Source organism: Streptomyces sp. NPDC005485 (assembly GCF_040606085.1).
GTDB lineage: Bacteria > Actinomycetota > Actinomycetes > Streptomycetales > Streptomycetaceae > Streptomyces.
Genome location: NZ_JBEXDZ010000020.1, coordinates 52589 through 78967 on the forward strand (window position 1 = coordinate 52589; position 26379 = coordinate 78967).

At 69.8% G+C, this 26379-nt stretch carries 22 protein-coding genes and 1 pseudogene; 4 read left to right on the plus strand and 19 right to left on the minus strand.

The genetic code is table 11. The annotated features are described in order from the left end of the window. Positions 1-108: 108 nt before the first annotated feature. The 10 genes from lepB (ABZS97_RS09935) to proS form a co-directional block, all read right to left on the minus strand. Positions 109-1023: a signal peptidase I gene (lepB, locus tag ABZS97_RS09935; protein WP_356135633.1), complete on the minus strand. Its 915-nt coding sequence runs from the start codon at positions 1021-1023 to the stop codon at positions 109-111. After that, complete coding sequence (gene lepB, locus ABZS97_RS09940; protein ID WP_356135635.1) at positions 908-1993, minus strand: signal peptidase I; 1086 nt, start codon at positions 1991-1993, stop codon at positions 908-910. Before lepB (ABZS97_RS09940) ends, lepB (ABZS97_RS09935) begins: the two co-directional genes overlap by 116 nt. Continuing rightward, positions 1986-2702, minus strand: coding sequence for a signal peptidase I (gene lepB / locus ABZS97_RS09945; RefSeq protein ID WP_356135637.1), 717 nt, complete (start codon positions 2700-2702; stop codon positions 1986-1988). The genes lepB (ABZS97_RS09940) and lepB (ABZS97_RS09945) overlap by 8 nt, the downstream gene beginning before the upstream one ends. Before the next feature lie 81 nt (positions 2703-2783). Further along, positions 2784-3134 (minus strand): 50S ribosomal protein L19, encoded by a 351-nt coding sequence (gene rplS, locus ABZS97_RS09950; RefSeq protein ID WP_171143238.1) that lies wholly within the window; start codon positions 3132-3134, stop codon positions 2784-2786. Between the two features lie 135 nt (positions 3135-3269). Next, the gene (trmD, locus tag ABZS97_RS09955; protein WP_356135640.1) at positions 3270-4103 is read right to left on the minus strand and encodes a tRNA (guanosine(37)-N1)-methyltransferase TrmD; all 834 of its coding nucleotides are present in this window, start codon (positions 4101-4103) and stop codon (positions 3270-3272) included. Continuing rightward, positions 4103-4645: a ribosome maturation factor RimM gene (gene rimM / locus ABZS97_RS09960; RefSeq protein WP_356135642.1), complete on the minus strand. Its 543-nt coding sequence runs from the start codon at positions 4643-4645 to the stop codon at positions 4103-4105. The genes trmD and rimM overlap by 1 nt, the downstream gene beginning before the upstream one ends. A gap of 105 nt (positions 4646-4750) precedes the next feature. After that, positions 4751-4990 carry an RNA-binding protein gene (locus ABZS97_RS09965; protein WP_005479813.1) on the minus strand — a complete coding sequence of 80 codons (240 nt, stop codon included), beginning with the start codon at positions 4988-4990 and terminating at the stop codon, positions 4751-4753. Between the two features lie 2 nt (positions 4991-4992). Continuing rightward, positions 4993-5412: a 30S ribosomal protein S16 gene (rpsP, locus tag ABZS97_RS09970; RefSeq protein ID WP_356135644.1), complete on the minus strand. Its 420-nt coding sequence runs from the start codon at positions 5410-5412 to the stop codon at positions 4993-4995. A 307-nt stretch (positions 5413-5719) separates the two neighbouring features. Next, positions 5720-6316, minus strand: a complete 597-nt coding sequence (locus ABZS97_RS09975) for a hypothetical protein (RefSeq protein WP_356135646.1) — start codon at positions 6314-6316, stop codon at positions 5720-5722. 260 nt (positions 6317-6576) lie between these two features. After that, positions 6577-7992 carry a proline--tRNA ligase gene (proS, locus tag ABZS97_RS09980; RefSeq protein ID WP_356135648.1) on the minus strand — a complete coding sequence of 472 codons (1416 nt, stop codon included), beginning with the start codon at positions 7990-7992 and terminating at the stop codon, positions 6577-6579. A gap of 269 nt (positions 7993-8261) precedes the next feature. Between proS and ABZS97_RS09985 the strand changes: the two genes are divergently transcribed. Together ABZS97_RS09985 and ABZS97_RS09990 are read left to right on the plus strand one after the other, a co-directional pair. Next, positions 8262-9119: an SAM-dependent methyltransferase gene (locus tag ABZS97_RS09985; RefSeq protein WP_356135650.1), complete on the plus strand. Its 858-nt coding sequence runs from the start codon at positions 8262-8264 to the stop codon at positions 9117-9119. 169 nt (positions 9120-9288) lie between these two features. Next, positions 9289-9906 (plus strand): hypothetical protein, encoded by a 618-nt coding sequence (locus ABZS97_RS09990; protein WP_356135652.1) that lies wholly within the window; start codon positions 9289-9291, stop codon positions 9904-9906. A 90-nt stretch (positions 9907-9996) separates the two neighbouring features. Here the strand turns inward: ABZS97_RS09990 and ftsH are convergent, their stop codons facing one another. The 6 genes from ftsH to ABZS97_RS10020 all read right to left on the minus strand — a co-directional run bounded on the left by ftsH (position 9997) and on the right by ABZS97_RS10020 (position 19781). Next, positions 9997-11937: an ATP-dependent zinc metalloprotease FtsH gene (gene ftsH, locus ABZS97_RS09995; protein ID WP_356135654.1), complete on the minus strand. Its 1941-nt coding sequence runs from the start codon at positions 11935-11937 to the stop codon at positions 9997-9999. Between the two features lie 124 nt (positions 11938-12061). Next, the gene (gene ffh, locus ABZS97_RS10000; protein ID WP_356135656.1) at positions 12062-13612 is read right to left on the minus strand and encodes a signal recognition particle protein; all 1551 of its coding nucleotides are present in this window, start codon (positions 13610-13612) and stop codon (positions 12062-12064) included. 164 nt (positions 13613-13776) lie between these two features. Then, positions 13777-16227, minus strand: a complete 2451-nt coding sequence (locus tag ABZS97_RS10005; RefSeq protein ID WP_356135658.1) for a [protein-PII] uridylyltransferase — start codon at positions 16225-16227, stop codon at positions 13777-13779. Positions 16228-16267: 40 nt separating this feature from the next. Continuing rightward, a complete protein-coding gene (locus ABZS97_RS10010; RefSeq protein ID WP_030990174.1) occupies positions 16268-16606 on the minus strand; it encodes a P-II family nitrogen regulator in 339 nt (112 codons plus the stop codon). Continuing rightward, positions 16603-17946 (minus strand): ammonium transporter, encoded by a 1344-nt coding sequence (locus ABZS97_RS10015; RefSeq protein WP_356135661.1) that lies wholly within the window; start codon positions 17944-17946, stop codon positions 16603-16605. The genes ABZS97_RS10010 and ABZS97_RS10015 overlap by 4 nt, the downstream gene beginning before the upstream one ends. A gap of 350 nt (positions 17947-18296) precedes the next feature. Further along, the gene (locus ABZS97_RS10020) at positions 18297-19781 is read right to left on the minus strand and encodes a hypothetical protein (protein WP_356135663.1); all 1485 of its coding nucleotides are present in this window, start codon (positions 19779-19781) and stop codon (positions 18297-18299) included. A gap of 458 nt (positions 19782-20239) precedes the next feature. Between ABZS97_RS10020 and ABZS97_RS10025 the strand changes: the two genes are divergently transcribed. Beyond that, positions 20240-20902 (plus strand): bifunctional DNA primase/polymerase, encoded by a 663-nt coding sequence (locus tag ABZS97_RS10025; protein ID WP_356135665.1) that lies wholly within the window; start codon positions 20240-20242, stop codon positions 20900-20902. A 115-nt stretch (positions 20903-21017) separates the two neighbouring features. Here the strand turns inward: ABZS97_RS10025 and ftsY are convergent, their stop codons facing one another. After that, a complete protein-coding gene (gene ftsY / locus ABZS97_RS10030) occupies positions 21018-22220 on the minus strand; it encodes a signal recognition particle-docking protein FtsY (RefSeq protein WP_356135667.1) in 1203 nt (400 codons plus the stop codon). 240 nt (positions 22221-22460) lie between these two features. Between ftsY and ABZS97_RS10035 the strand changes: the two genes are divergently transcribed. Beyond that, the gene (locus ABZS97_RS10035; protein ID WP_356135669.1) at positions 22461-23432 is read left to right on the plus strand and encodes an LLM class flavin-dependent oxidoreductase; all 972 of its coding nucleotides are present in this window, start codon (positions 22461-22463) and stop codon (positions 23430-23432) included. Positions 23433-23588: 156 nt separating this feature from the next. Here the strand turns inward: ABZS97_RS10035 and ABZS97_RS10040 are convergent, their stop codons facing one another. Next, positions 23589-25007 (minus strand): sugar porter family MFS transporter, encoded by a 1419-nt coding sequence (locus tag ABZS97_RS10040; RefSeq protein ID WP_356135671.1) that lies wholly within the window; start codon positions 25005-25007, stop codon positions 23589-23591. A 249-nt stretch (positions 25008-25256) separates the two neighbouring features. Next, positions 25257-26285, minus strand: a pseudogene (locus tag ABZS97_RS10045) (AAA family ATPase); the annotation flags it as partial. Between the last annotated feature and the right edge of the window lie 94 nt (positions 26286-26379).

Below are 26379 nucleotides of genomic sequence, written 5' to 3' on the forward strand. Positions count from 1 at the left end.
CCAGTGCTCCCCAAGCTCGGAGAATCGATCCCGCGGCCCGATGACGGGCCGCGGAAGATCGGTGATCTGGGACGGCACCCTACCCGGCGGTACCTCCGCCAGAAAGCCTCAGTCCCCGACAGTGGAGCGACGCCGGCGCCACAGCACCAGTGGCACCGCGCCCACGAGTCCGAGGGCGCCCGGAGCGGCGGCGCTGAGGTTCTGGTCGAAGGTGTCCGGGACCGGCAGCGTGTCCCAGCGGGTGGGCGGCCAGGCGATCACGATGGCGCGGCCCACGACGTTGCCCACCGGAACGAAGCCCTTGTTCTTGTCCTGCTGGTGGTAACGGGAGTCCTGCGAGTTCTGCCGGTGGTCACCCATGACCCAGATTTTGCCCTTGGGCACCTTCACCTTGAACTGGCCGCCGTCGTCGACGCTGCACGGGGTGTTCCCGGCGTACACGAAGTCCGTGTCGTTGAGCGCCTTGCCGTTGACCTTGAGCGGGCCCGTGCCCTTGCACTCGATGGTGTCGCCGCCGACCCCGATGACCCGCTTGATGAGGTCCTTCTCATTGGCGGACGGCATCAGACCGATCCAGCCCAGGACCCGCTGCACGGCGTTCGGTTCGGGGGTGGGCTCGCCGTCCAGCCAGTGGTCGGGGTCGTGGAAGACGACGACCTCGCCGCGCTCGGGCTCGGAGCCGAACCACGGGGTGAGCTTGTCGACGAGGACGCGGTCACCCTTTTCGAGGGTGTGCTGCATCGAGTCCGAAGGGATCGAGAACGCCTGCACCAGGAACGTCTTGATCAGCAGCGCGAGAACCAGCGCGATGCCGACGAGGAGCGGGAGTTCCTTCCAGAAGGAGCGTGGCTTCCTGGGCGGTTGTTCCTGCTCGCCCTGCTCCTTCGTACCGCCGTCGTCCCCGGAGTCACTCCCGGAGGTGGCGACGTCTTCCGTGGCCGGGGTGGCCGTCTCGTCGGTTCGCTCCGGCCGCTCTTCGGGTCCATCGTGTCCGGATCGTGCGCCGACCGCCAAATCCCCCACATCCACTCCTCACTCCGTGCCGCCGCCTGCGCCGTATCCGACGCAGGCCCACCACTCCCATAACGAGCGGGAGTTCCGCAGGGCTCGGGAGCGGGATCAATCCATTCAGATCCGCGGAGGCCACCCTATGCGACGGGCCGAGAGCGGTGGTCGACCCGCCCGCCACCGACGCGTATGTGTCCGGTTCCTCGAGTCGGCTCCAGTGCCCGAGCGGCCAGGCGATGACCATCGCCCGCCCGACGACCGACTTCTCGGAGACGGTGCCGCTGTACTTCTCGGTGCGGTGGAAGCGCGAGTCGGCCGAGTTGTCCCGGTGGTCGCCCATGACGAACAGGCGACCCTCGGGAACCTTCACCTCGAACGCGAACGCGGAGGGCTTGTTGTCCGCGGCGTGGATGTAAGGCTCGTTCAGGGGAGTGCCGTTGACCGTCACGCGTCCCTGTGTGTCGCAGCACTTCACGGTGTCGCCGCCGACGGCCACGACCCGCTTGATCAGGTCCCGTTCGTTGTCGGAAGGCAGCAGGCCGATGAAGGTCAGCCCCTCCTTGACCTGCTTGACGACGATGGGGTCGTCCTTCTTGGACGTCGACTGCTCGTCCTTGAGCCAGTTCCCGGGGTCCTTGAAGACGACGACGTCGCCGCGCTGCGGCTTGGAGCCGAACCATGGCGTGAACTTGTCGACGAGGACACGGTCACCGATCTGGATCGTGTTCTCCATGGAGCCCGACGGGATCACGAAGGCCTGGACGAGGAAGGTCTTCAGAACGAGGGCTATGAGGACCGCGACGCCGACGAGAAGAGGTATCTCCTTGACCGCCGAACGCCGTCTGCGCCGCTTGACCTTCTGCTGCAGTCTGCGCCGCTCGGCACGGCCCGGCCGGGACGCCCCGCCGGCGCGCCGGGACCCGGTGGGCAGCAGGTTGTCGGCGGCCGTGCTGGGGGCGCCGCGCGGTTTGCCGCGGTTACCCATGGGCACCGTCCGCGGCGGGCACGCGCGCGTAGGCGCCGGGGCGCTCCAGGCGGGTCCAGTGGTCCGCGGGCCAGGCGACCCAGTCGGCCCGGCCGATGACGTCTGCGACGGGGATCATGCCGCCGCCCGGGGAGCCCAGGTGGTCGCGGGAGTCACGGGAGTCGCTGCGGTGGTCTCCGAGGACGAACAGGGTGCCCTCGGGCACGACGACGTCGAAGGAGGCGTCGGACGGGCTGTCCCCCGGGTAGAGAAACGTCGACTCGTCGACCGACCGGCCGTTCACCTTGAGCCTCCCCTCCTTGTCGCAGCAGACCACATGGTCTCCCCCTACACCGACGACGCGCTTGATGTAGTCGGCGTTCCCGAAGTAGCCAGTGCCGTCGAACACAACGACATCGCCCCGCTGCGGCTCGGAACCGAAACGGTACGCCAACTTATTTACGAGAACGCGGTCCCCGATCCTCAATCCCTGCTCCATGGAGCTGCTGGGGATCTGGAACGGCTGCATCACGAAGGTGCTGAGGATCAGCAGAAACAGCAGGCAGACCAGCCCGGTCAGGGTGATCCGGCCACCAGGGAGCCATTCGGCGACCCGGGAGAGCAACGCGAAGCGCGACCGGTCCTCCGGCCCTTCGGTGTCCGAGGTCTCCTCGGAGTCGGAAGGACGGGAGGAGCGGTCGCGCTCCAGGTGCTGTGCTTCGGTGTCCATCGGGGCCCGATGTTATCCGGCCCCGCTGTGACACCTTTTTGCCGGTTCGCTCGCCTGCGGCTCGCGACCGGCGACGCGAACTCAGCGCTCGCGCTTCTCCTTGATCTTCGCGGCCTTGCCGCGCAGCTCGCGCAGGTAGTACAGCTTGGCGCGACGCACGTCACCCTTGGTGACGAGCTCGATCTTCTCGACGATCGGGGTGTGCACCGGGAAGGTGCGCTCGACGCCGACCGAGAAGGAGACCTTGCGGACCGTGAAGGTCTCGCGGACACCGGCGCCCTGGCGACGGATGACTACGCCCTTGAACTGCTGCACACGGGAGCGGTTGCCCTCGATGACGCGGACGTGGACGTTGACGGTGTCACCCGGGCGGAAGGCCGGGATGTCGCTGCGCAGCGACGCGTTGTCGACGGAGTCGAGCAGGTGAGACATTTCGTCTGCTTTCTTCGCTGATGCCACAGGTCATCCGCGGAAGTAGTTTTTCCAGGAGATGTGCTGTCCGTCGTCGGGGCGGGCGTCGTGTCCCCCTGTGGCAGGGGCGCGCGCCGGACGACGTACAACAGCGACCTAGTCTCCCACGACCTCTGGCCTGCGCCAAAATCGACCGTGGGCAGCGCCTTCGGGGTCCGGTGCCCAGCCCAGGATGGAGAGCATTTCGCGGTCCTTCTTGTCGAAGGCCGAGGGCTCGCAGCGCTCGATGAGGTCGGGGCGGTTGGCCGCCGTACGGCGCAGGGCCTCGTCGCGGCGCCAGCGGGCGATCTTGGAGTGGTGGCCGCTGAGCAGCACCTCGGGGATCTCGCGGCCGCGCCATGCCGGGGGCTTGGTGTAGACGGGCCCCTCCAGGAGGTTGGCCATGGCTCCGGGGGCGAAGGAGTCGTCCCGGTGCGACTCGGCGTTGCCGAGCACGCCCGGCAGGAGTCGGGCCACGGCCTCGGTGATCACGAGAACGGCAGCCTCGCCGCCTGCGAGGACGTAGTCGCCGATGGACACCTCGTAGACGGGCATCCTCGTCGCGTACTCGTCGATGACGCGGCGGTCGATGCCTTCGTAGCGGGCGGGTGTGAAGACCAGCCAGGGCCGCTCGGAGAGCTCGACGGCGAGTTCCTGAGTGAAGGGGCGCCCGCTGGGGGTGGGTACGACGAGGACCGGGCCCTGGGAGCCCGTCTCGTAGCCGTCCGCGAGGGCGGAGTCCAGCGCGTCGCCCCAGGGGTCGGTCTTCATGACCATGCCGGGGCCGCCGCCGTAAGGGGTGTCGTCGACCGTGTTGTGCCGGTCGTAGGTCCACTCCCGCAGATCATGCACGTGCACATTCAGCTGTCCACGCGCGCGTGCCTTGCCGACGAGCGAGACGTTCAGGGGGTCGAGGTACTCGGGGAAGATCGTGACGACGTCGAGCCGCATCACGCCTCCTCCTCGGGGGCGGCGATCTCGGCGTGGTCGTCGATCAGGCCCGGCGGCGGGTCGATGACCGCGCGCTGCTCCGACAGGTCGATCTCGGTGACGATCTCCTCGACGAACGGGATGAGCACTTCGCTGCCGTCGGCGCGCTCCACGACGAACAGGTCCTGCGAGGGCAGGTGCGAGATCTCGGTGATCCGCCCGACCTCGGTGCCGTCGACGGTGACGACGTCCAGGTCCATGAGCTGGTGGTCGTAGTACTCCTCGGGGTCCTCGGGCTTCGCGTCCGGGTCGACCTCGGCGATGAGGAGGGTGTTGCGCAGGGCCTCGGCGGCGGTCCGGTCGCGTACGCCCTCGAAGCGCAGCAGGAGGCGGCCGCTGTGCACGCGGCCGGTCTCGATGGTCAGCGGTCCGGTGGAGGCCGGATCGGTGGCCAGGACGGCACCGGGGCCGAGCCGCAGCTCCGGCTCGTCGGTACGCACCTCGACGGTGACCTCGCCCTTGATGCCGTGGGCGCGGCCCACTCGCGCGACTACGAGCTGCACTTCTCTGTATCTCCTGTCGTGTGCCTACGGCATTACTGCGTAGACGACTACGGGCCGGGGACGGCCCAATGGCCCTCCCCGGCCCGAGCCGGTGCTGCTGCTACGTCAGCGGACGTGGTCCACGTCGACGAGGTCGACGCGGACACCGCGGCCGCCGATTGCGCCCACGACGGTACGCAGAGCGCGCGCGGTGCGGCCGTTGCGACCGATCACCTTGCCGAGGTCGTCGGGGTGCACCCGAACCTCGAGGACGCGTCCGCGGCGCAGGTCACGCGAGGCGACCTGCACATCGTCGGGGTTGTCGACGATGCCCTTCACGAGGTGCTCGAGAGCCTCCTCGAGCATGCTCAGGCCTCGGTCGACGCGGACTCGGCGGGGGCCTCGTCCTTCTTCTCAGCCTTCTTCTTCTGGGTGATGGCCTCACCCTTGCCCTCGTCGTCGCCGCCCAGGGCGTCGAAGAGGGGGCGCGCGGCCTTCGGCTCGGCCACGAGCAGCGGAGCCGGGGCGGGCAGGCCCTTGAACTTCTGCCAGTCGCCGGTCAGCTTCAGGATCGCGAGAACGGGCTCGGTCGGCTGCGCGCCGACACCCAGCCAGTACTGCGCGCGGTCCGAGTCGACCTCGATGCGCGAGGGGTTCTGCACCGGGTGGTACAGACCGATCTCCTCGATGGCCCGGCCGTCACGGCGGGTACGGGAGTCGGCGACGACGATGCGGTAGTGAGGCGAACGGATCTTGCCCAGACGCTTCAGCTTGATCTTGACTGCCACGGAAGTGGTGTCTCCTGGTCTTGACGTGGTTGGGCACGGCAGATTGCCGCGTGGGGTTGCGGTACCCGAGTGCCCGATGGACGCGTCAGCCGGAGGAGAGAGGGGTCCTGTGCGGCTGTCGAGTACAGCTAGCCATTGTGCCACATCCTGGCGGGGCGACTTGACCGGGGCGGCCTGCAGCGACCTGCGGCCGGGCGGCGTCCGGCGCCGGGGTGAGCCGACGCCGGTCGCGTGAAGCGGCATCCACGAGATGCCGTTGCAGAACGCGGCCGGACGACTGCGCAACCCGGCGCCCGCGGGGTGCCGCTCAGCCGGCCGCCGCGCCGACCACCTCGGGGATCCGGAACGGCTTCCCGCACCCTCCGCACATGATCGGTGCCTGAGCCAGGACGGACGGGACGACCCGGACATTGCGACCGCAGTCGCACACCGCCTTGACGCGGACACCTCCTCCGGAGGAGCCGTGCCGGGCGGCCGGGCCACGGAAGCTGCGGGCGGTGTCCGCGGCTGTCGCGACGGTGTGTGCCTTGAGGGCGCGCTGCAGCCGCTCGATCGTCGGGCGGTAGCGGCGCTTCGCCTCGGGGTTGAGCGTGACCAGGGAGAAGCCGCTGCTGGGATGCGGTTCCTCGGGGTGGTCCAGGCCCAGCTCCTCGGCGATCGCGAGGAATCTGCGGTTGTGGTACCGGCCGGCGCGCGAGGTGTCGCGGACTCCTCGCGCGGCGGCGATGCCGTGGACTGCCTCGTGAAGCAGTCGTTCGAAGGAGAGTTCGTGCCCGCAGGCGGACGACGACTCTCCGATCAGGGACTCTGGCGCGGCAAGATCCGGCAGTTCGGAGTGGTGCCGCTGAATGTCGGCCCACGCCCCTGCCAGCTCTGCGGCGAGAACAGGTGGTGTCGTGCTCACGTAATGACAACGAGCCGGAGTGCCTCTGTGTTCCTATTCCGGGCCATCCCAAATAATTTGCACGTACCCGTCAGTTGCCGCTGATGCGTCCGGACGAGGGCGGGTGCGCTGATCTGCGGAGAAGCCTCACAGTTCACACCTAGCCGGTACGTAGTAACCCGTACGTCCCAGCGTGTACACGATGTCCGCGCGCCGGGGCACCTGTGGTCATCGGATGCGCAAGAGGCGTTTCGGTCGGTCTCGCCGAGGAACGGCCCCACTCAGTAAGCGCGTGCGACGACCGCGACGTTACCGGGTGCGTCGTCCGCGTCGGGCACCGACCCGTCGGCGGTGACCAGACACCGTACGGTCGCCGAGTGCGCGGCGAGCCCGGCCTCGCCCTCTTCTCCGAGGTCGGCCCACGGAATGCGCGCCCAGCCGCCGGCGGCGGCGACCTCGACGGCCTCGTCGAACGTGGCCACGTCCGACGTACGGGACTCGCGGCGCTCGCGCGACTGCCGCAGCAGCAGTGCCTGGTCCTCTTCGAGGACGGTGGGGAGCAGTTCCGCAAGGGCGTCGATCGCCACCGGCTCCTTGCCGCCGGGAATCCGGCGGACGAGCATCGCGGTGCCGTTCTCCAGGTCACGGGGTCCGACCTCGATGCGTACGGGTACGCCCTTGAGTTCCCAGTCGACGGCGCGGCGCCCGAAGGGGGTGTCGGTGCGGTCGTCCACCTGGACGCGTACGCCCGCCGCCGTGAGCCTGTCGCCGATTTCGTGGACCTTGGCCAGAACCGCGTCATCGCCCTTGATCGCGAGGACGACGGCCTGGACCTGGGCGAGACGCGGCGGCACGCGCAGGCCGTTGTCGTCGCCGTGCATCATCACCAGGGCGCCGATCATGCGGGTGGTCGAGCCCCAGGAGGTCTGCCAGACCAGTTCCTGCTTGCCTTCCCTCGACAGGTACCGGGTCTGGAAGGCCTTGGCGAAGTTCTGGCCCAGCTCGTGGCTGGTGGCCATCTGTAGGGCTTTGCCGTCGCCCATCATCCCTTCGAGCGTGAGGGTGTTGACGGCGCCCGCGAAGCGCTCCTTGACGGTCTTGCGGCCGGGAACGACGTCCATGGCGAGGACGTTCACCATGAAGTCCTCGTAGACCTTCCGGTGGATGCGGGCGGCGAAGTCGCGCGCCTCCTCGTACGTGGCGTGCGCGGTGTGTCCCTCCTGCCACAGGAACTCGGTGGTCCGCAGGAACAGGCGCGGCCGCAGTTCCCAACGCACCACGTTCGCCCACTGGTTGATCAGCAGGGGCAGGTCGCGATAGCTCTGCACCCACTTCGAGAAGTAGTCGTTGACGATCATCTCGGAGGTGGGGCGGACCACGGCGGGCTCCTCGAGCTCCTTGCCGCCGCCGTGCGTGACCACGGCGAGTTCGGGCGCGAAGCCCTCGACGTGGTCGGCCTCCTTGGTGAGGTACGACTGCGGGATCAGAAGCGGGAAGTACGCGTTCTGGGTGCCCGTCTCCTTGATGCGGGCATCCATCTCCTGCTGCATCCGCTCCCACAGCGCATACCCGTACGGCCGGATGACCATGGTGCCCCGCACCGGCCCGTTGTCCGCAAGCTCGGCCTTGTTGATCAGGTCCTGGTACCAGCGGGGGAAATCGTCCGCCCTGGGCGTGAGAACAGGTGCCTTTGCCATGGCGCGCATGCTACGGGGGCGGGTCCCGGCAAGGGCAATCGCTTATCCCCCGAAGGAGCGTTCCAAGACCCCCCAGGAGGGGCACTCGAAGATCCCCGGGAGCGGCACTCGAAAAGTGCGCACAGGTGTCGCACAAGGAGAGGCCTGACGACCCCTGGACGCCACGACGGGCGCGGAGTTTCCTGGCATACGGGGGGAGTGCGAGCGCACTGCACGGGGGCGGACCAACGGGGCACAGGAGCAACTCTCGGCAGATTGGGGCGCTTTCGATGACACCTACGCTCGTGCGGCCACACCGCCCTCACGCGGGACCGGCGCCCCGCGTGAATCCGTGTGCACGCGCGCGTGACTGGGCCGAGATCCAGGAGCGGATGCTGGTACCGCTCTACGAGGCCGTCTACGAGCGGCTCGAAGTGGGTGCCGGAACGCGACTGCTGGGCCTGGGCTGCGGTTCGGGGCTCGCCCTGCTGATAGCGGCGTCCAGGGGCGCCGCGGTCACCGGTGTCGACTCCTCGGCACCCGAGCGGCTGGCTCTCGCACGGGAGCGCCTGCTGCCGGGGGCGTGGGGCACGCGCGCGTGCGGCGACACCCGGATCATCGACGGCTCCCCCGTGGACGCGGCCGGCGCGGAGACGCCCGCGTACAACCTGGTGACCGCCTTCGAGCCGATCGGGTGCCTGGCGCGCGACTCCGAAGGGCTCGGCACGCTGCTGGAGTCGGCCGCGCCCCTCACCGAGCGCGGTACGCCCGTCGTCCTCGCCGGGTGGGGCCCGCCGGAGCGGTGCGCCACCTCGGCCGTGCTCCGCGTCGCCACCAAGCTGGCGGATCCGCTGCGCAGCGCCGGCAGTTGGCGGCCGGCTCTGCGCGACGACCTGGAGGAGGTCGCCCAGCGGGCCGGTCTCAAGCCGGACGGTTCCGGGCGGGTGTCCTGCCCCTTCGGGTACGCCGACATGGACAGCGCGGTGCGGGGGCTGCTGTCGACGGGCCTGTTCGACGCGGCGGTCGACGCGACGGACCAGGCGCAGGTCGACAAGGAGCTGACGGAGGCACTGCATCCGCATCAGCGGCGGGACGGCACGGTGTGGATGCCCAACGTGTTCCGGTACCTGATCGCCCGGACTCCCTGAACTGCGCGCCTGGTCCGGGAAGTTCGGAGCGCGCCGCGATTTCTCCGATGCATGTGTGAAGGGTGTGAAGAAAGCGGACGAGGATGCTTCTCGTTTCGCCAAGTGGCACGCCTCCCCCATAGCCTTTCGGACCGCCCGGGGGACAACACATCTGCATACAGGAGCTGTTTTGCTGCACCACAAGACCGCGCTGCGCCTCGCCGCGCCCGTCGCCGTCCTCGCCCTCGCCCTCACCGCCTGCGGCGGCGGGGACGACAAGGCGGACGCCGACGCGAAGAGCACGGCCACTCCGGCAGCCAAGGCCTCGAAGTCCGAGGCCGCGTCCGGAGGCGAGATGGCAAGCGGCGAGAGCGCCACGGGGAAGGTCAAGGAGGAGGAGGGCGTGGTCACTTACGACGTCCTCGCCACGAAGGTCGACATCGGCACCGAGGCCGAGGCGGCGAAGCTCGTCCAGGACAAGAAGGACGCCAAGGGCAAGGTGCTCGCCATCGCCCACGTCAAGTTCACGCACAAGAGCGGACCGGCCATCACGAGCTCGTCCGACGCGAACGACAACGCCACCGTCTGGGCCGACGGACAGCGCGGCGCGATCCTCATCGGCTCCTCCACCGAGGGCGTCCCGGGCTGCGAGGACGCCTACGACGTCGAGAGCTGGAAGCAGGGCGAGAGTCACACCTTCTGCGAGGCCTACCTGATCCCCGCGAGCGCGAAGAACGCGGAGATCCACTGGTCCGAGGAGGACGGCGAGCCGTACATCTGGAAGTTCGCCAACACCGCCGCCAAGTAGCCGCCGCAGGCACTGTGTCGGGCCCCGGACCACCCGGTCCGGGGCCCGACACATCTCACTGCCGATTCCCGGCTACGCGTCGATTCCCGGTTACGCGTCCTTCGTCAGCCGTGTGACCCCCGCGATGCGGTACGCGTCCGCCTCCTCCAGGGTCTCGTTCTCCAGGAGCGCCCCGGCGAGCGCGTCCAGTTGGCCCCGGTGGTCGCGCAGTTTGCGGCGCGCCTCCTCGTAGCACTCGTCGACGATGCGCCGCATCTCGCCGTCGATGGCGTCGAGGGTCTGCGGGGCCGCCGCGAGGCCGTAGGCCTGCTGGGCGTCGTTGGGGAGCGCCGACAGGCGGCCCACCCGTTCGCTCATGCCCCAGCGCGCGACCATGCCGCGGGCGATGTTGGTGACCTGCTCCAGGTCGTTCTCGGCGCCGGTCGTGATGACTCCGTAGACGACCTGTTCCGCCGCCATGCCGCCCAGCGCGCCGATGATCCGGCCACGCAGGTACTCCTCGGTGTACGCGTACCTGTCCGAGTCCGGCGTCGACAGCGTCACGCCGAGGGCCCGGCCGCGCGGCACGATGGTGATCTTGCGGACGGGGTCGGCGCCGGGCTGCAGCATGCCCAGCAGGGCGTGGCCGCTCTCGTGGTACGCCGTCCGGCGCCGTTCCTCGTCGGACATGACGAGCGAGCGTTCGGCTCCGAGCTGCACCTTCTCCAGCGCCTCGGAGAGGTCGGTCTGCGTCACCTGGTCCTGCTGGCGCTTGACCGCGAGGAGGGCGGCCTCGTTGGCGAGGTTGGCCAGTTCCGCGCCGGTCATGCCCGGGGTCGTGCGCGCCACCTGGGCGAGGTCGACGTCCTGGCCGAGCGGGATGCTGCGGGTGTGGATCTCCAGGATCGCCTCGCGGCCGCCGCGGTCGGGCGGGGAGACGTTGACGACGCGGTCGAAGCGGCCCGGGCGGGTCAGCGCCGGGTCCAGCACGTCGGCGCGGTTCGTCGCAGCGATGACGATCACGCCCTCCGAGCCCGAGAAGCCGTCCATCTCGGTGAGGATCTGGTTCAGCGTCTGTTCGCGCTCGTCGTGGCCGCCCATGGCGGCGCCGCCGCCCCGGGCCCGCCCGATGGTGTCGATCTCGTCGATGAAGATGATCGACGGCGCCACCTTGCGGGCCTCCGCGAACAGTTCGCGGACGCGCGAGGCGCCGACGCCCACGATCATCTCGATGAACTCGGAGGCCGAGGCCGAGAAGAACGGCACCCCCGCCTCTCCCGCGACCGCCCGCGCCAGCAGCGTCTTGCCGGTGCCGGGCGGGCCGGCCAGCAGCACACCGCGGGGCATCTTGGCGCCCATCTTCCGGTACGCGTCCGGGTTCTTGAGGAAGTCCACGACGTCGTTGAGTTCGCCCTCGACCTCGTCGATCCCGGCCACGTCCTCGAACGTGGTGCGCTGGGACCCGGGCTCCAGCTCGACCGGCTTGGGAGGCGCCTTGCGGCCGAGCATGCCGCCCGCTCCGCCGCCCAGGCCCGCACGCATCCGGCGTGCGATGAAGATCCACAGCACGACCAGGAGGAGCATCGGGGCCAGCGAGATCAGCAGGTTGGCGAGGAAGCTGCGGTGCTGGACGACCGGTTCCGCGGTGACCGTGACGTCGTGCTTGGTCAGGTCCTCCCAGAGCTGGTCGTCCGCGAAGGACGGGCGCTGGGTCTTGAACTTGGTGTACTTCCCGTCGCCCTCCGGGTTGTCCTGGGCGTCCTTGAGCTGCCCCTGGATCGCGTCGCCCTTGGAGTAGATCTTCGTGACGTTGCCGTCGTCGACCTGCTTGCTGAACTCCGTGTACGAGATCGTCGGCTCGTCGCCCTCGTTGAAGAACGACAGCACGAGGTTGGCGATGAGGAAGACGATCAGCGCGGTGAGGGCCAGGTTCCACCAGCCGCCCCGAAAAGGTCTCCTCCCGCCGGACGGCGGCTTCGGCGGCTCCTCGGGAGTGCCCTCGGTACGCCACGGCTTCTCCGGGGTCTTGCGTGGCGGCACAGGGTTGCTCATATGCGGACGTTACGACACGAGGCAGGCACCGGCACCCGCAGAACGCACCGGGAGCGCCCCTCCGGAGAGGAGCGCCCCCAAGGACGTACAGGACGAGTCGTCAGCCCGTGAACCGGCCGATGAACTAGCCCATGAACTTCTTGAACTCGTCCGGCAGCTCGAAGTCCTCCGCCTGCTGGGGCAGCCCGAACGCGTTGCCGCCCGGCTGGGCCCCGGCCTCGCGGCGCTGGGCCTCCTCCAGCTCCTGCTGCTTGCGCTTCATCGGGTTGCCGGAGCGCTGCTTGCCCTTGGCCTGCTTGACCTTCTTCTTCGTACGGCCGGGGCCGCCGCCCATGCCCGGCATCCCGGGCATCCCCGGCATGCCGCCGCCCTGGGCCATGCGCGACATCATCTTGCGGGCCTCGAAGAACCGCTCGACCAGGTTCTTCACAGCGCTGACCTCGACGCCGGAACCCTTGGCGATACGGGCGCGGCGCGAGCCGTTGATGATCGCCGCGTCCTGGCGCTCGGCCGGGGTCATCGACTTGATGATGGCGGCCGTGCGGTCGACGTCGCGCTCGTCGAGGTTGTTGATCTGGTCCTTGATCTGGCCCATGCCGGGCAGCATGCCGAGCAGCTTGCTGATGCTGCCCATCTTCCTGACCTGCTCCATCTGGGCCAGGAAGTCGTCCAGGGTGAAGTCCTGGCCCTTCTTGGACGCCAGCTTGGAGGCCATCTTCTCGGCCTCTTCCTGACTGAACGTCTTCTCCGCCTGCTCGATCAGGGTGAGCAGGTCACCCATGTCGAGAATGCGGGAGGCCATCCGGTCAGGGTGGAAGGCGTCGAAGTCGTCGAGCTTCTCGCCGTTCGACGCGAACATGATCGGCTTGCCGGTCACGGAGGCGATCGACAGGGCGGCGCCACCGCGGGCGTCACCGTCGAGCTTGGAGAGGACCACGCCGTCGAAGCCGACGCCGTCCCGGAAGGACTCGGCCGTGTTGACCGCGTCCTGGCCGATCATCGCGTCGACGACGAAGAGGATCTCGTCGGGGCTGACGGCGTCGCGGATGTCCGCGGCCTGCTGCATCAGCTCCTGGTCGATGCCCAGGCGGCCCGCGGTGTCCACGATCACGATGTCGTGGACCTTCGTCTTCGCGAACTCCATGGAGTCCTTGGCGACCTTGACCGGGTCGCCGACGCCGTTGCCCGGCTCGGGCGCGTAGACGGCGACGCCCGCGCGCTCGGCGACGACGCTCAGCTGGTTCACCGCGTTCGGGCGCTGGAGGTCGGCGGCGACGAGGAGCGGCGAGTGGCCCTGGTCCTTCAGCCACTTGCCGAGCTTGCCCGCGAGGGTCGTCTTACCGGCACCCTGCAGACCCGCGAGCATGATCACGGTCGGCGGGTTCTTGGCGAACCGCAGGCGGCGGGTCTCACCGCCGAGGATCGTGACGAGTTCCTCGTTCACGATCTTCAGGACCTGCTGGGCCGGGTTCAGCGCCTTGGAGACATCGCTACCGAGCGCGCGCTCCTTGACGTTCTTGATGAAGGTCCGCACGACCGGGAGGGCCACGTCGGCCTCAAGGAGCGCAATACGGATCTCGCGTGCGGTGGCGTCGATGTCGGCTTCGGACAGTCGGCCCTTGCCCCGCAGGTTCTTGAACGTCGCTGAGAGGCGATCGGAGAGAGTATCGAACACGGCGCTCGTCGGTCCTCAGGGGTCGGGGGCGATGGGAATCGCCCTCCAGGGTATCTGGCCGCGTGTGGTGGGGTCTCCACCGCGGTTGTACGAGACCGGGGCCGGCCCCCGATCCCGTACGGAACCGGACGCTCCGGCCCCGCACCGTACGGAACCCGAGCCACTCAGCCGCGCAGCGTCTCCTCCAGCGCACGTGCCACGGAGGCCGCCTCCTCCCCCGGCAGGGGCGCGCCCTTGGGACCGGTGACGTAGAAGGCGTCCACGGCGTTCGCGCCGAGTGTGGAGACGTGCATGCTGCGCACCTGGACGTTCGCCTGGTCCAGGGCCCGGCCGATGCGGTGCAGCAGCCCGGGGGCGTCGTGCGCGCGCACCTCGATCACGGTGGCGTGCCGGGAGGCGGCCGGGGCGACGGTCACCCGGGCCGGCGGTGCCACCACGCCCCGGCGCCGCGGGTAGGCGGCGTCGCGCTCGGCGAGGCGGCCGGCGATGTCCAGGGAGCCGTCGAGGGCGCGGACGAGGTCGGCGCGCAGTCGGGCGGCCTGCGGGAGCGAGCCGTACTCGGCGGCCACGCGCCAGTTCAGGAGCAGGACGGAGCCCTCGACGTCGTCGGGGAGGTCCAGGGCGCGCAGTTCGGCCGTGCGCACGGTCAGACGGTGCATGGCGAGGACGCCGGCGACCGCCGGGAGCACGCCGGGCTGGTCGGGCACGGCGATGACGAGTTCGACACCCAGGGGTTCCGGGTCGCCGGGGGCCTCGGTCTGCTCGGCCGGTGGTTCCGTCTGCGCGCGCAGGGCCAGCACGGGCCCGCCGGTGCGGAACGCCTCGATCGCGAGCCGTTCCTGCTCGGCCGTGGGCGCGAGGGCCTCCGGCTCCTCGGGGTCGTCCCCGGCGAGCAGGGCGGCGACCCGCTTGACGAGGTCGGCGACCAGGGAGCCGCGCCACGAGGACCAGGCGGCCGGTCCGGTGGCCAGCGCATCCGCCTCGGTGAGCGCGTGCAGCAGTTCCAGGGTGCCCTGGGAGCCGACGGCCTCGGCGACGGAGCGGACCGTCGCCGGGTCCTCCAGGTCGCGCCGGGTCGCCGTCTCGACGAGGAGCAGGTGGTGGCGTACGAGGGTGGCGAGGACGGCGACGTCCGCGCGGTCGAAGCCGATGCGTGCGGCGACGTCCCTGGCGATGATCTCGCCGGCGACGGAGTGGTCGCCGGGCCAGCCCTTGCCGATGTCGTGCAGCAGGGAGGCGACGAGGAGCAGGTCGGGGCGGCCCACCCGGCGGGTCAGCTCGGAGGCGCGGACCGCCGTCTCGATGAGGTGCCGGTCGACGGTCCAGATGTGCACGGCGTTGCGCTGCGGGCGGCAGCGGACCCGCTCCCAGTCGGGCAGCAGGCGGGTGATCAGGCCCTCCGCCTCCAGCGCCTCCCAGACCTCGATGGTCGGGCGGCCCGAGCCGAGCAGCGTGACGAGCTGTTCGCGCGCCTCGGCTGGCCAGGGCGTGGGCAGCGGACGCGCGGTGGCGGCCATGCGCCGTACGGCGTGCAGGGAGAGCGGGAGTCCGGACTGCGCGGCGGCGGCCGCGGCGCGCAACGGGAGCACGAGGTCGCGCTCGGGGCGCGCGGCGCGTGCGAGCACCACCTCGCCGTCCTGCTCGACCACACCCTCGGCGAGCGGCGAGCGTTCGGCGACGGGCTTGCCGCCGCCCAGCATGGCGCGCAGGCGCGGGCGCACGGCACGTGATCGCAGCACCCGCCCGACCTCGCGCCATGTCACGTCGCTCGCGTACGACACGACGCGCGCCGCTTCGTAGACCTGGCGCAGCAGTGTGTCGGCGTCCAGCAGGCCGAGTTCCGCGGCGACCTGGTCCTGTTCCTGGAGGGACAGCCGGTCGGTGGCGCGGCCGGTGGCCAGGTGGAGGGCGTCGCGGACGTCGAGCAGGCGGCGCCGGGCGTCGGCGAGCCCTTCACGTGGCGCGTCGGCGAGCCAGGAGGCGGCGACGGCACGCAGGGCGGTCGTGTCGCGCAGGCCGCCGCGTGCTTCCTTCAGGTCGGGTTCCAGCAGGTACTGCAGCTCGCCCTGCCGCTCGGCCCGCTCGGCACAGAGTTCCTGGAGTTCGGGGAGCCGTTTCGGCGCCTGGTTGCGCCAGTCGGCGAGGACGGCCGTGCGCAGTCCGGCGGTGAGGGCGGGGTCGCCCGCGAGGTGGCGGGCGTCCAGCAGGCCCAGCTGGACCTTGAGGTCCTCGCCCGCGGTCTTGCGTGCCTCGGCCGACGTGCGGACGGAGTGGTCGAGGGCGAGGCCGAGGTCCCAGACGGGGTACCAGATGCGGTCGGCCAGGGCGGCGACCGCGCCGGCGTCGCTGCCGTCGTGCAGGAGCAGCAGGTCGAGGTCGCTGCGCGGGGAGAGCTCGCCGCGTCCGTAGCCGCCGACGGCGACGAGTGAGGCGCCGCGCAGTCCCTCGGTGCCGGCGGTGAACAGGCCGGTGAGCCAGTCGTCCGTCAGTTCGGCGAGGGCCGCACGGCGCGGCGGCCCGGACTGCGCCCCCTCCTGGAGGAGGCGCAGCCGGGCCGCCGCATAGCCGCTGGGTCCCGAGTCCTCTGCATCCGTACGCATGTCCGTACTCGTCACCCAGCGACTCCTGTCTTTCTCTTCTTTTGAGCCGGTCCGTTCAGAGCGCGTCCGGGCCGCGCTCCCCGGTCCGGACCCGCACGGCCGTCTCGACCGGGAGGGACCACACCTTGCCGTCACCGATCTTGCCGGTTCGGGCGGCCTTCACGATGACCTCGATGAGCTGTTCGGCGTCGTCGTCCTCGGCCAGTACCTCGATACGGATCTTGGGAACCAGATCCACCGTGTACTCGGCGCCGCGGTAGACCTCCGTGTGGCCCCGCTGCCGACCGTAGCCGCTGGCTTCGGTGACCGTCAGTCCGTGGACCCCGAAGGCCTGCAGGGCCTCCTTGATCTCGTCGAGCCGGTGAGGCTTCACGACGGCGGTGATGAGCTTCATGCGTCCACCTTCTTGGTCGCCGCGTCCTGGGCCGGGCTCGGTGCGGCGCTGCGGGCCGCTCCGCCGCCCGCGCCGCTGAAGTCGTATGCGGTCTCGGCGTGCTCGGCCTGGTCGATGCCCGCGATCTCCTCGTCCTCGGTGACCCGCATACCGATCGTCCTGTCGATCAGGAAGGCGAGGATCGCGGAGGCGACGAGCGAGTAGGCGAGGACGGCGAAGACACCGGCGCACTGCTTCCACAGCTGGTCGAAGGAGTGGTTGCCGTAGAAGACGCCCGTCGCGGTGGACTGGCCCTTGCCGCTGGCGAAGAAGCCGATCAGCAGGGAGCCGATGACACCGCCGACCAGGTGGACACCGACGACGTCGAGCGAGTCGTCGTAGCCGAACTTGTACTTGAGGCCGACCGCCATGGCGCAGACCACACCGGCGATGGCGCCGACGGCGATCGCGCCGATCGGGGTGACCGCACCACCGGACGGGGTGATCGCGACCAGACCGGCGACCGCGCCGGAGGCGGCACCGAGGGTGGTGAACGCGCCGTGGCGGATCTTCTCGTAGGCGAGCCAGGCCAGCATGGCGGCGGCGGTGGCGATCTGCGTGTTGACGAACATCAGCGCGCCGACGCCGTCGTCGTTGCCGAGCCACGAGCCGGCGTTGAATCCGAACCAGCCGAACCACAGCAGACCGGCGCCGAGCATGACCAGCGGGAGGCTGTGCGGGCGCATCGGGTCCTTCTTGAAGCCGACGCGCTTGCCGATGACGAGGATCACGCCGAGCGCCGCGGCACCCGCGTTGATGTGCACCGCCGTACCACCGGCGAAGTCGATCACACCCAGCTCGAAGGCCCAGCCGCCGGTGCCCCAGACCCAGTGGGCGACGGGGAAGTAGACGACCGTGGCCCACAGGGCGACGAACAGCGCCCAGGCCGTGAACTTCACGCGGTCGGCGAGCGCACCGCTGATCAGGGCCGGCGTGATGATGGCGAACATCATCTGGAAGACCATGAAGACGAAGATCGGGATGGTGTAGCCGGGCCACAGGTCCGTCAGACCGATCTTGCTGAGGCCGACCCAGTCCGAGTTCCAGCCGATCACGCTGCCGGAGTCCGTACCGAAGGCCATGGAGAAGCCGTACAGCACCCACAGGATGGTGACGATCCCTATGCTGATGAAGCTCATCATCAGCATGTTCAGCGTGCTCTTGACGCGGACCATGCCTCCGTAGAAGAAGGCAAGGCCGGGCGTCATGATCAGCACCAGGGCGGAACAGATGAGCATGAACCCTGTGTTGGCGGCAGAAAGCTTGGGCGCTTCTGCGGCAAGGGTGATGGCTGGTGCCATCGGCGTCTCCTCGTCATTGGTACGGCCCCGTGCGGGCGAAGCCTGAGAGCGGTATGAGGGGCGGGCCGGTTATGCGCCATGAGATTGGCGCAGCGCGGTTTCGGTCGACGCCCCTCGATGTTTCGCCGCGGTGACGAAGGCGCCTTGCGTGTTACGCGTCCATGAACTGGCTGATGTCGGGCCAAGCGATCGTTATCGTGGCGCAACCTTCCCCGGAGCCGCGAAAACCGGCCGCGGACGGCCATCCGATGACCTGGCATGGGGGGAGCCGAGTCGGTCGGTTCGGGATGGCCGGCCGCGGCCGGGGTCCAGTGGGCCCTTGGGTTCTGCCTGGTGGGCCCGGGGTTTCCTCAGACCGCCTCGGCGGTCTCGGGCAGGTCGACGGCGAGCTGTTCGGTGAGGTCGATGACCTCGGCGAGACCCCCGAAGTCGCGGACGGCCGTGTCGACCGTCTTTCGGATACGAGTGTTCACACGCTCGGAGCGCACCTTCTTGGCGACCGCCATCGCCTCCTTGGCCAAAACCGTGCTCCGCTCGGGCTCGCGCTGCAGCAGGTGCACGGTGGCCATGCCGATGAGGTTCAGTGCGTACGACCGCTGGTGCTCGGCGTCCTTGGCGAATAGGTCGACGGCCTGCTGCATCACCGGCTCGGCCATCGAGGCGTACGTGGGGCTGCGGCCTGCGACGTAGGCGAGGTCGCGGTAGGAGTGGGAGTTCTCGCCGTGCAGCTCGGCCTCGGAGAAGAAGCGGATCCAGTCGGGCTCGGGCTCGTCGAATTCGAGGACGTCCTCGAAGGTGTCCTCGGCCATCCGGACGGCGCGCTTGCACTTTCCGGGCTGGCCCATGTTGGCGTAGGCGCGGGCCTCCATCGCATACAGCATCGACTGGGTGCGCGGGCTCGCGCAGTCGCGGCTTCCGTACTGCGCGAGGTGGATCAGTTCCAGTGCGTCGTCGGGCCGGCCGAGGTGGATCATCTGGCGGCTCATGCTGGACAGGACGTACGAGCCGAGCGGCTTGTCGCCCGCTTCCTTGGCGGCGTGCAGCGCGAGCACGAAGTACTTCTGGGCGGAGGGCTGGAGCCCCACGTCGTAACTCATCCAGCCCGCGAGCTCCGCCAGCTCGGCGGCGACCTTGAACAGGCGCCGGGTGGTGGCGGCGGGCTGGGGCTCCTGGAGCAGGTCCGTCACCTCGTGGAGCTGGCCGACGACCGCCTTGCGGCGCAGGCCGCCGCCGCACTGGGCGTCCCACTGCCGGAACATCACGGTGGTGGACTCCAGCAGGTCCAGCTCGGGCTTGGAGAGCCGGCCGCCGCGGCGCGCCGCGGCCGCCGATTCGGGCTCCTCCTGCGGGGCGGCGGGGCTGGGCACGAGCCAGCGCTGCATGGGCTCGATGAGCGACGGGCCCGCGGCGAGGGCGAGCGAGGTGCCGAGGAAGCCGCGCCTCGCCAGCATCAGGTCACTGCGCGAGTACTCGCTGATCAGCGCCACGGTCTGCGGACCCGTCCAGGGGAGGTCCACTCCGGACACGGACGGTGACTGGCGGGCGGCGCGCAGGCCCAGGTCCTCGACGGCGACCACGCAGCCGAAGCGCTCGGAGAAGAGCTCGGACAGGATCCGCGGGATCGGTTCGCGCGGATTCTCCCCGTCGAGCCAGCGGCGAACGCGGGAGGTGTCCGTGGAGATGTGATTGGCCCCCAACTGGCGGGCCCTGCGGTTCACTTGCCGTGCGAGTTCGCCCTTCGACCAGCCGCTGCGCACAAACCACGAGCCCAGCAGCTCATTGGGGCGCTTGTCCGTGCCAGTCGCGGTCGTCCCGCTTCCGCCGTTGCCGCCCACTGGAACGCCCCCATCCCTGAGACCACTTGTACGCTGCGTGCGCCAAGCCCTATCAGAATGCCGGTAAATACGGCCGCGCGTCCGGTGGTTCTCACCCTTCGAACGGGAAACCGACTTGCCCCCGGCATACCCACGAGTGCATACGTCCCCAGGACTCGTGCACTCAAAGTAATCCTACGATCACTGCTCCGGCCATGGCGAACCCGGAAACGCCACCATTCGCCACCCCTTCGAATGAACTCCCGGACGCCTCCAAGCGATTCACTTGACATAGGACGGCCGGGAGTGGGCGGAGCGGTGCACACCGGGGCGCACGATGCCGGGCGCACCACCCGTGACACCACCGGGCGCCGCCAGGACCGCGCGGCACCCAAGTGGCAGCACGGGGGCTGACGTTCCGCTTCCGTCTCATGACCACCGGTCGTAACCACCGGCGCGTAGGACCCGTTGGAGGGGGCATGGGCTTCACGATCGGCAGCAGCCGGGGCATTCGCGAAATCCGGCCCGGCGCACGCCGCCGCGGCCGCTCTTCGGAGTGCACCTCCGTGGCCGAGTTCACCGGGCTGTGGGGCTGGGACGTGGTGCCCGGCGCACGGGCGTCCGCAGGGGCGTGTTCGTGCGGCAGGACGGACTGCCGTACGCCGGGCGCACATCCGCTGGACTTCGCACCGACCGTGCCCGCCGGTGCCACACTCGACGAGGCCACCCAGACCTGGACCGAGTTCCCGGGCGCCGCGGTGATGCTCGCGGTCGGCCGCGCCTTCGACGTAATCGAGGTCGCCGAGCCCGCCGGCCGACGGGCCCTCGCCCGCCTGGAGCGCATGGGGCTCCCCCTGGGTCCGGTGACCGCGACGCCGGACGGCCGCGCCCACTTCTTCGTCGCCCCCGGCGCGGCGGCCGAGCTCCCCGAGCTGCTCTACCGCACGGGCTGGGACGACGCCGCGCTCGACCTGGGCGCCCTGGGCCCCGGCGCGTACATCACGGCCCCGCCCTCCGACCGCGGCGGCCTCGGCCCGGTCCGCTGGCTGCGCCCCCCGGCCCTCGACTCGGCGACGCGGCCACCGCAGGCACGGCTGCTCCTCGGCACGCTGGCGTACGTGGCGCATCGCTCGCGCGCATAGCGGCTGCCCGCTCGGGCTCACACAGCGAAGCGCCCGACCCCAACTGCACCTTGGGGCCGGGCGCTTCTTGGCACGCACCTACCGATTTCGGGAAGTGGTCACTTTCAGGGAGTGGTCACTCGCCGATCAGGGCGTCCACGAACGCCTCCGGCTCGAACGGCGCCAGATCGTCGGCGCCCTCGCCGAGGCCCACCAGCTTGACCGGTACGCCCAGCTCGCGCTGGACGGCGATGACGATGCCGCCCTTCGCCGTGCCGTCGAGCTTGGTCAGCACGATGCCGGTGATGTCGACGACCTCGGCGAAGACGCGCGCCTGGACCAGGCCGTTCTGCCCGGTGGTCGCGTCGAGGACGAGGAGCACCTCGTCGAGCGGGGCGTGCTTCTCGACGACGCGCTTGACCTTGCCGAGCTCGTCCATGAGCCCGGCCTTGGTGTGAAGCCGGCCCGCGGTGTCGATGAGGACGACGTCGGCGCCCTCCTCGATGCCCTCCTTGACGGCGTCGAAGGCGATCGAGGCGGGGTCGCCGCCCTCGGGGCCGCGTACGGTGCGGGCGCCCACGCGCTCGCCCCAGGTCTGGAGCTGGTCGGCGGCTGCGGCACGGAAGGTGTCGGCGGCACCGAGCACCACGTTGCGGCCGTCGGCGACGAGCACGCGCGCGAGCTTGCCGGTGGTGGTGGTCTTGCCGGTGCCGTTGACCCCGACGACCATCACGATGCCGGGGGTGTCGAGGTTCGAGTCGGTCCTGACGGCGCGGTCGAATCCGGGTTCGAGGAGGGTGAGCAGCTCTTCGCGCAGCAGCCCGCGCAGTTCGTCGGGCGTGCGGGTGCCGAGCACCTTCACGCGCTCGCGGAGGCGCTCGACCAGCTCCTGGGTGGGCTGCACACCGACGTCGGCGGTGAGCAGCGTGTCCTCGATCTCCTCCCAGGTGTCCTCGTCGAGGTGCTCGCGCGAGAGCAGCGTGAGCAGCCCCTTGCCGAGCGCGTTCTGCGAGCGGGAGAGCCGTGCGCGCAGGCGGATGAGCCGGCCGGCGGTCGGCTCGGGGACCTCGATCGCCGGTGCGGGCGGTTCCTCGACGACGACGGGGGCCGCCGCCGAGGCGTCCGGGAGGTCCACCTCCTCGATCGTGCGGCGCGGTTCGTCGCGCGGTGTCTCGGCCTCGTCGCCGACATGCGGTTCGGCCGGAGGGGCGGTGATGTCGGGCGTCTTGGTGGGTGCCTGCGGAGGCAGTGGCTTCTTTCTGCGACTGCCGATGACGAGCCCGCCGAGCGCGCCGATCACGACCACGGCGATGACTACAGCAAGGATGACGGTTTCCATAACTCGTCCAGTATCCATCCCCACCGAAGGAGGGGTACGGCCCGGCGCGAGACGGGACGCTTCACGCCCCCCTTATGGTGCAAAACGCACTGAACCATGATATTCAGCGTCGATCGCGGCCTCGCCCACCGACAACCCCCGGGCACCACGGACGCACCCCCGCACGGGAAGGCCCGCACCTCTGGCCGTCTGACGCACCGTCAGCTACCGTCCCCCTCCACACACGAAGGGGGTCTCCTCATGCCCGTGACGGTCGTCCGCTTCAACCTCGTCGACCCCGACGCCACGCCCGCCTCGCTGAGCGCCCGCTACAAGGCGGCGGTCGAGATGGCCGCGTACGCCGACGAGCACGGCATCACCACCGTGCAGACGGAGGAGCACCACGGGGTCGCCAACAACTGGCTGCCCTCGCCGTTCGCCTTCGCGGGCGCGGTCTTCGGTGCGACCCGGCGCATCGCGGTCACCGTGTCGGCGGTCATCGGCCCGCTGCACGACCCGCTGCGGCTGGCCGAGGAGATCGCCGTACTCGATCTGCTGAGCGGCGGACGGCTGATCACCGTGGCCGGGATCGGTTACCGGCCCGAGGAGTACGCCCTCTTCGACGTGGACTGGAAGCGGCGCGGCAGGCTCCAGGACGAACTGCTGGAGACGGTGCTGAAGGCGTGGACGGGCGAGGAGTTCGAGTACCGGGGCCGCAGGGTCCGGGTCACTCCGCGGCCGTACACCGATCCCCATCCCCTGCTGCTGGTCGGCGGCTCCTCCAAGGCCGCGGCCCGCCGTGCCGCCCGGCTCGGGCTGCCGTTCTTCCCGAGCGCGCACCTGCCGGAGCTGGAGGCGTACTACAAGGACCGGCTCGTCGAGTACGGCACCGAGGGCTGGACCATGATGCCCGCGGCCGAGACCCCGCTGCTGCACATCGCCGAGGACCCGGACCGGGCCTGGGCCGAGTACGGCCGCCACTTCCTGCACGAGGCGCGGACGTACGCCTCCTGGCAGTCCGGTGACATCCGCTCGGCGGTGAAGTCGGCCGCCACGACGGTCGACGAGCTGCGCGCGGAGGGCGTGTACCGCGTCCTCACACCCGACGCGTGCGTGGCGCAGGGCCTGGACAGCCTGGTGCTGCACCCGCTGGCGGGCGGGATGCCGGTGGCGGAGGGGTGGCGGAGCCTGCGGTTGTTCGCGGAGCAGGTGCTGCCGGCGCTGGACGACTGAGCCGCGGCGACAACCGTTCCCGCGGAGGACGTCGAGCGCGGGTACGGCACCGCCGCCCCGGAGGGTTCGATCACCCGGCCGGGGCGGCGGAGGGTACGAGGAGAGGGGCAGCGGGGACTTGGCCCTTCTCCCCGAGCTTCGGGGAGCCCTTGCGGGCTAGCCCATCTCCTCCAGGGTCTTGCCCTTGGTCTCCTTCACGAACTTGAGCACGAAGGGGATGGAGAGTGCGGCGAAGACCGTGTAGATCACGTAGGTCGCGGAGAGGTTCCAGTCGGCCAGCGACGGGAAGCTCGCGGTGATGGCCCAGTTGGCGATCCACTGCGCGGAGGCGGCGACGCCGAGCGCGGCGGCGCGGATCTTGTTCGGGAACATCTCGCCGAGGAAGACCCAGACGACGACACCCCAGGAGAGGGCGAAGAAGAGGACGAAGACGTGGGCGGCGATCAGCGCGACCCAGCCCTGCGTGCTCGGCAGCTTGCCGTCGACGAGGTCGAAGGAGAACGCCCAGGCCTCCAGCGCGAGACCGACGACCATGCCCACAGAGCCGATGAGCGCGAGCGGCCTGCGGCCGATCCGGTCGACGAAGATCATGGCGATCACGGTGCCGATGATGTTGATGATCGACGTCGTGAAGGAGTAGAAGAACGAGTCCGTCGGGTCGACACCGACCGACTGCCACAGCGTCGAGGAGTAGTAGAACGCGACGTTGATGCCGACGAACTGCTGGAAGACCGAGAGCCCGATACCGACCCAGACGATCGGCTTGAAGAAGAAGCCGCCGCCGAGCAGGTCCTTGAAGGTCGACTTGTGCTCGCTCTTCATCGCGTGCTCGATCTCCAGCACGCGCGCGTCCAGGTCGACTTCCCTGCCCTCGACCTCGGCCAGGATCGCGCGGGCGCGCGCGTCCTTGCCGACGGAGATCAGGAAGCGCGGGGACTCGGGGATCGCGAAGGAGAGCATGCCGTAGAGGACGGCGGGGACGACCATGACGCCGAGCATGACCTGCCAGGCTTCGATGCCCATGAGCTTGCCGCGCTGGTCGCCGCCCGCCGCGTTCAGCAGGCCCCAGTTGACGAGCTGCGAGATGGCGATGCCGATGACGATCGCGGCCTGCTGGAAGGATCCGAGGCGTCCGCGGTACGCCGGCGGGGCGACCTCGGCGATGTAGGCGGGGCCGATGACGGAGGCCATACCGATGGCGAAACCGCCGATGACGCGCCAGAAGGCGAGGTCCCACAGCGCGAAGGGCAGAGCCGAACCGACGGCGCTGATCGTGAACATCGCAGCGGAGATCTGCATGCAGCGGATGCGGCCGATGCGGTCGGCTATCCGGCCGGCGGTCGCCGCACCGATCGCACAGCCGATCAGCGCGATGGCGATGACCTGGGCGAGCGCCGCGGAGCCGATGTCGTAGCGGTCCCGGATCGCCTCGACGGCGCCGTTGATCACAGAGCTGTCGTAACCGAAGAGGAAGCCGCCCATGGCAGCCGCCGCGGCGATGAAGATGACATGGCCGAGATGCTCGGGATGAGCCGCTCGGGCTCCTGACTTGGGTGGCTGCGCAGTGCTGGTCACGGGTAACTCCTCGGGCCACCGGCCTCGCTGCCGGGGGTGGGGGCGAGCCCTTCTCGGTGGATCCAGTGGCGCACAACTCCACGCCGCTCACCACCTGAAGGTAAAAGCAACGCTGCAGAGACTATGCCTTCAAGTTTCGAAGTCAAGCGGTCATCAACTGTGAATTCTGGACACACACGAAGCCCTCGCTTGTTCAAGTATTGAAGTCAGCAAGAAGCCCAGGTGAGGACCGGTGCCTGATACACGTATCTAGCGCAGACGCTGGCTGATGACCTTCGACACACCGTCGCCCTGCATGGAGACGCCGTACAGCGCGTCGGCGACCTCCATCGTCCGCTTCTGGTGCGTGATGACGATCAGCTGCGAGGCCTCCTGCAGCTCCTGCATGATCCGGATCAGCCGCTGCAGGTTGGTGTCGTCGAGCGCCGCCTCGACCTCGTCCATCACGTAGAACGGGCTGGGCCGGGCCTTGAAGATCGACACGAGGAGCGCGACCGCGGTGAGTGAGCGCTCACCACCCGAGAGCAGGCTGAGCCGCTTGACCTTCTTGCCCGGGGGACGCGCCTCCACGTCCACACCCGTGGTGAGCATGTTGTCGGGGTCGGTCAGGATCAGCCGGCCCTCGCCGCCCGGGAAGAGACGGCTGAAGACCCCCTCGAACTGTCGGGCCGTGTCCCGGTACGCCTCGGTGAAGACCTGTTCGACGCGCTCGTCGACCTCCTTCACGACCTGAAGCAGGTCCGCACGCGTCTTCTTGAGGTCCTCCAACTGCTCACTGAGGAACTTGTGCCGTTCCTCCAGCGCGGTGAACTCCTCCAGGGCGAGCGGGTTGACCTTCCCCAGTTGCTGGTACGCCCGTTCGGCTGACTTGAGCCGTTTCTCCTGCTCGGCGCGGTGGAACGTCCGGGGCTGGTTGCGCGGGTGCTCCGGGTCCTCGGGCAGTTCCTCGCCCTCGGCGGGGAGCGAGGGCGGCACAGGCTGATCAGGACCGTAGTCCGCGACCAGTCCCGCCGGCTCCACACCGAGTTCCTCCAGCGCTTTCGACTCCAGCTGCTCGATACGCAGCCGCTTCTCGGCCCCGAGTACCTCACCGCGGTGAACCGAATCCGTCAGTTTGTCGAGCTCGGCCTTCAGGTCGCGGCCGGCGGTGCGCGCGGCGGTCAGTTCCTGTTCCCGGCGGGCCTTGGCGGCGTCCGCCGCGGTGCGCTCCTGCTCGGCGCGCGCGAGGGAGACCTCGACATGCGCGAGGAGCTGCCGTGTGCCGAAGGCGACGGCCTCGGTCCAGCCGGTCCAGGACGCTGGTCAGGGTGGTGGGGCGGGTGCCGACGGCGGCGCCCAGCTCGGAGACGGTGCGCCCGTGGCCGTCGGCCAG

Bases quoted from the DNA above. Each gene is read 5' to 3' on its own strand.
- lepB (WP_356135635.1), bottom strand. From the start codon at position 1,993: ATGGGTAACCGCGGCAAACCGCGCGGCGCCCCCAGCACGGCCGCCGAC.
- lepB (WP_356135637.1), bottom strand. From the start codon at position 2,702: ATGGACACCGAAGCACAGCACCTGGAGCGCGACCGCTCCTCCCGTCCT.
- rplS (WP_171143238.1), bottom strand. From the start codon at position 3,134: ATGTCTCACCTGCTCGACTCCGTCGACAACGCGTCGCTGCGCAGCGAC.
- trmD (WP_356135640.1), bottom strand. From the start codon at position 4,103: ATGCGGCTCGACGTCGTCACGATCTTCCCCGAGTACCTCGACCCCCTG.
- ABZS97_RS09965 (WP_005479813.1), bottom strand. From the start codon at position 4,990: ATGCTCGAGGAGGCTCTCGAGCACCTCGTGAAGGGCATCGTCGACAAC.
- proS (WP_356135648.1), bottom strand. From the start codon at position 7,992: ATGGCAAAGGCACCTGTTCTCACGCCCAGGGCGGACGATTTCCCCCGC.
- ABZS97_RS09985 (WP_356135650.1), top strand. From the start codon at position 8,262: ATGACACCTACGCTCGTGCGGCCACACCGCCCTCACGCGGGACCGGCG.
- ftsH (WP_356135654.1), bottom strand. From the start codon at position 11,937: ATGAGCAACCCTGTGCCGCCACGCAAGACCCCGGAGAAGCCGTGGCGT.
- ABZS97_RS10010 (WP_030990174.1), bottom strand. From the start codon at position 16,606: ATGAAGCTCATCACCGCCGTCGTGAAGCCTCACCGGCTCGACGAGATC.
- ABZS97_RS10015 (WP_356135661.1), bottom strand. From the start codon at position 17,946: ATGGCACCAGCCATCACCCTTGCCGCAGAAGCGCCCAAGCTTTCTGCC.
- ABZS97_RS10025 (WP_356135665.1), top strand. From the start codon at position 20,240: ATGGGCTTCACGATCGGCAGCAGCCGGGGCATTCGCGAAATCCGGCCC.
- ftsY (WP_356135667.1), bottom strand. From the start codon at position 22,220: ATGGAAACCGTCATCCTTGCTGTAGTCATCGCCGTGGTCGTGATCGGC.
- ABZS97_RS10035 (WP_356135669.1), top strand. From the start codon at position 22,461: ATGCCCGTGACGGTCGTCCGCTTCAACCTCGTCGACCCCGACGCCACG.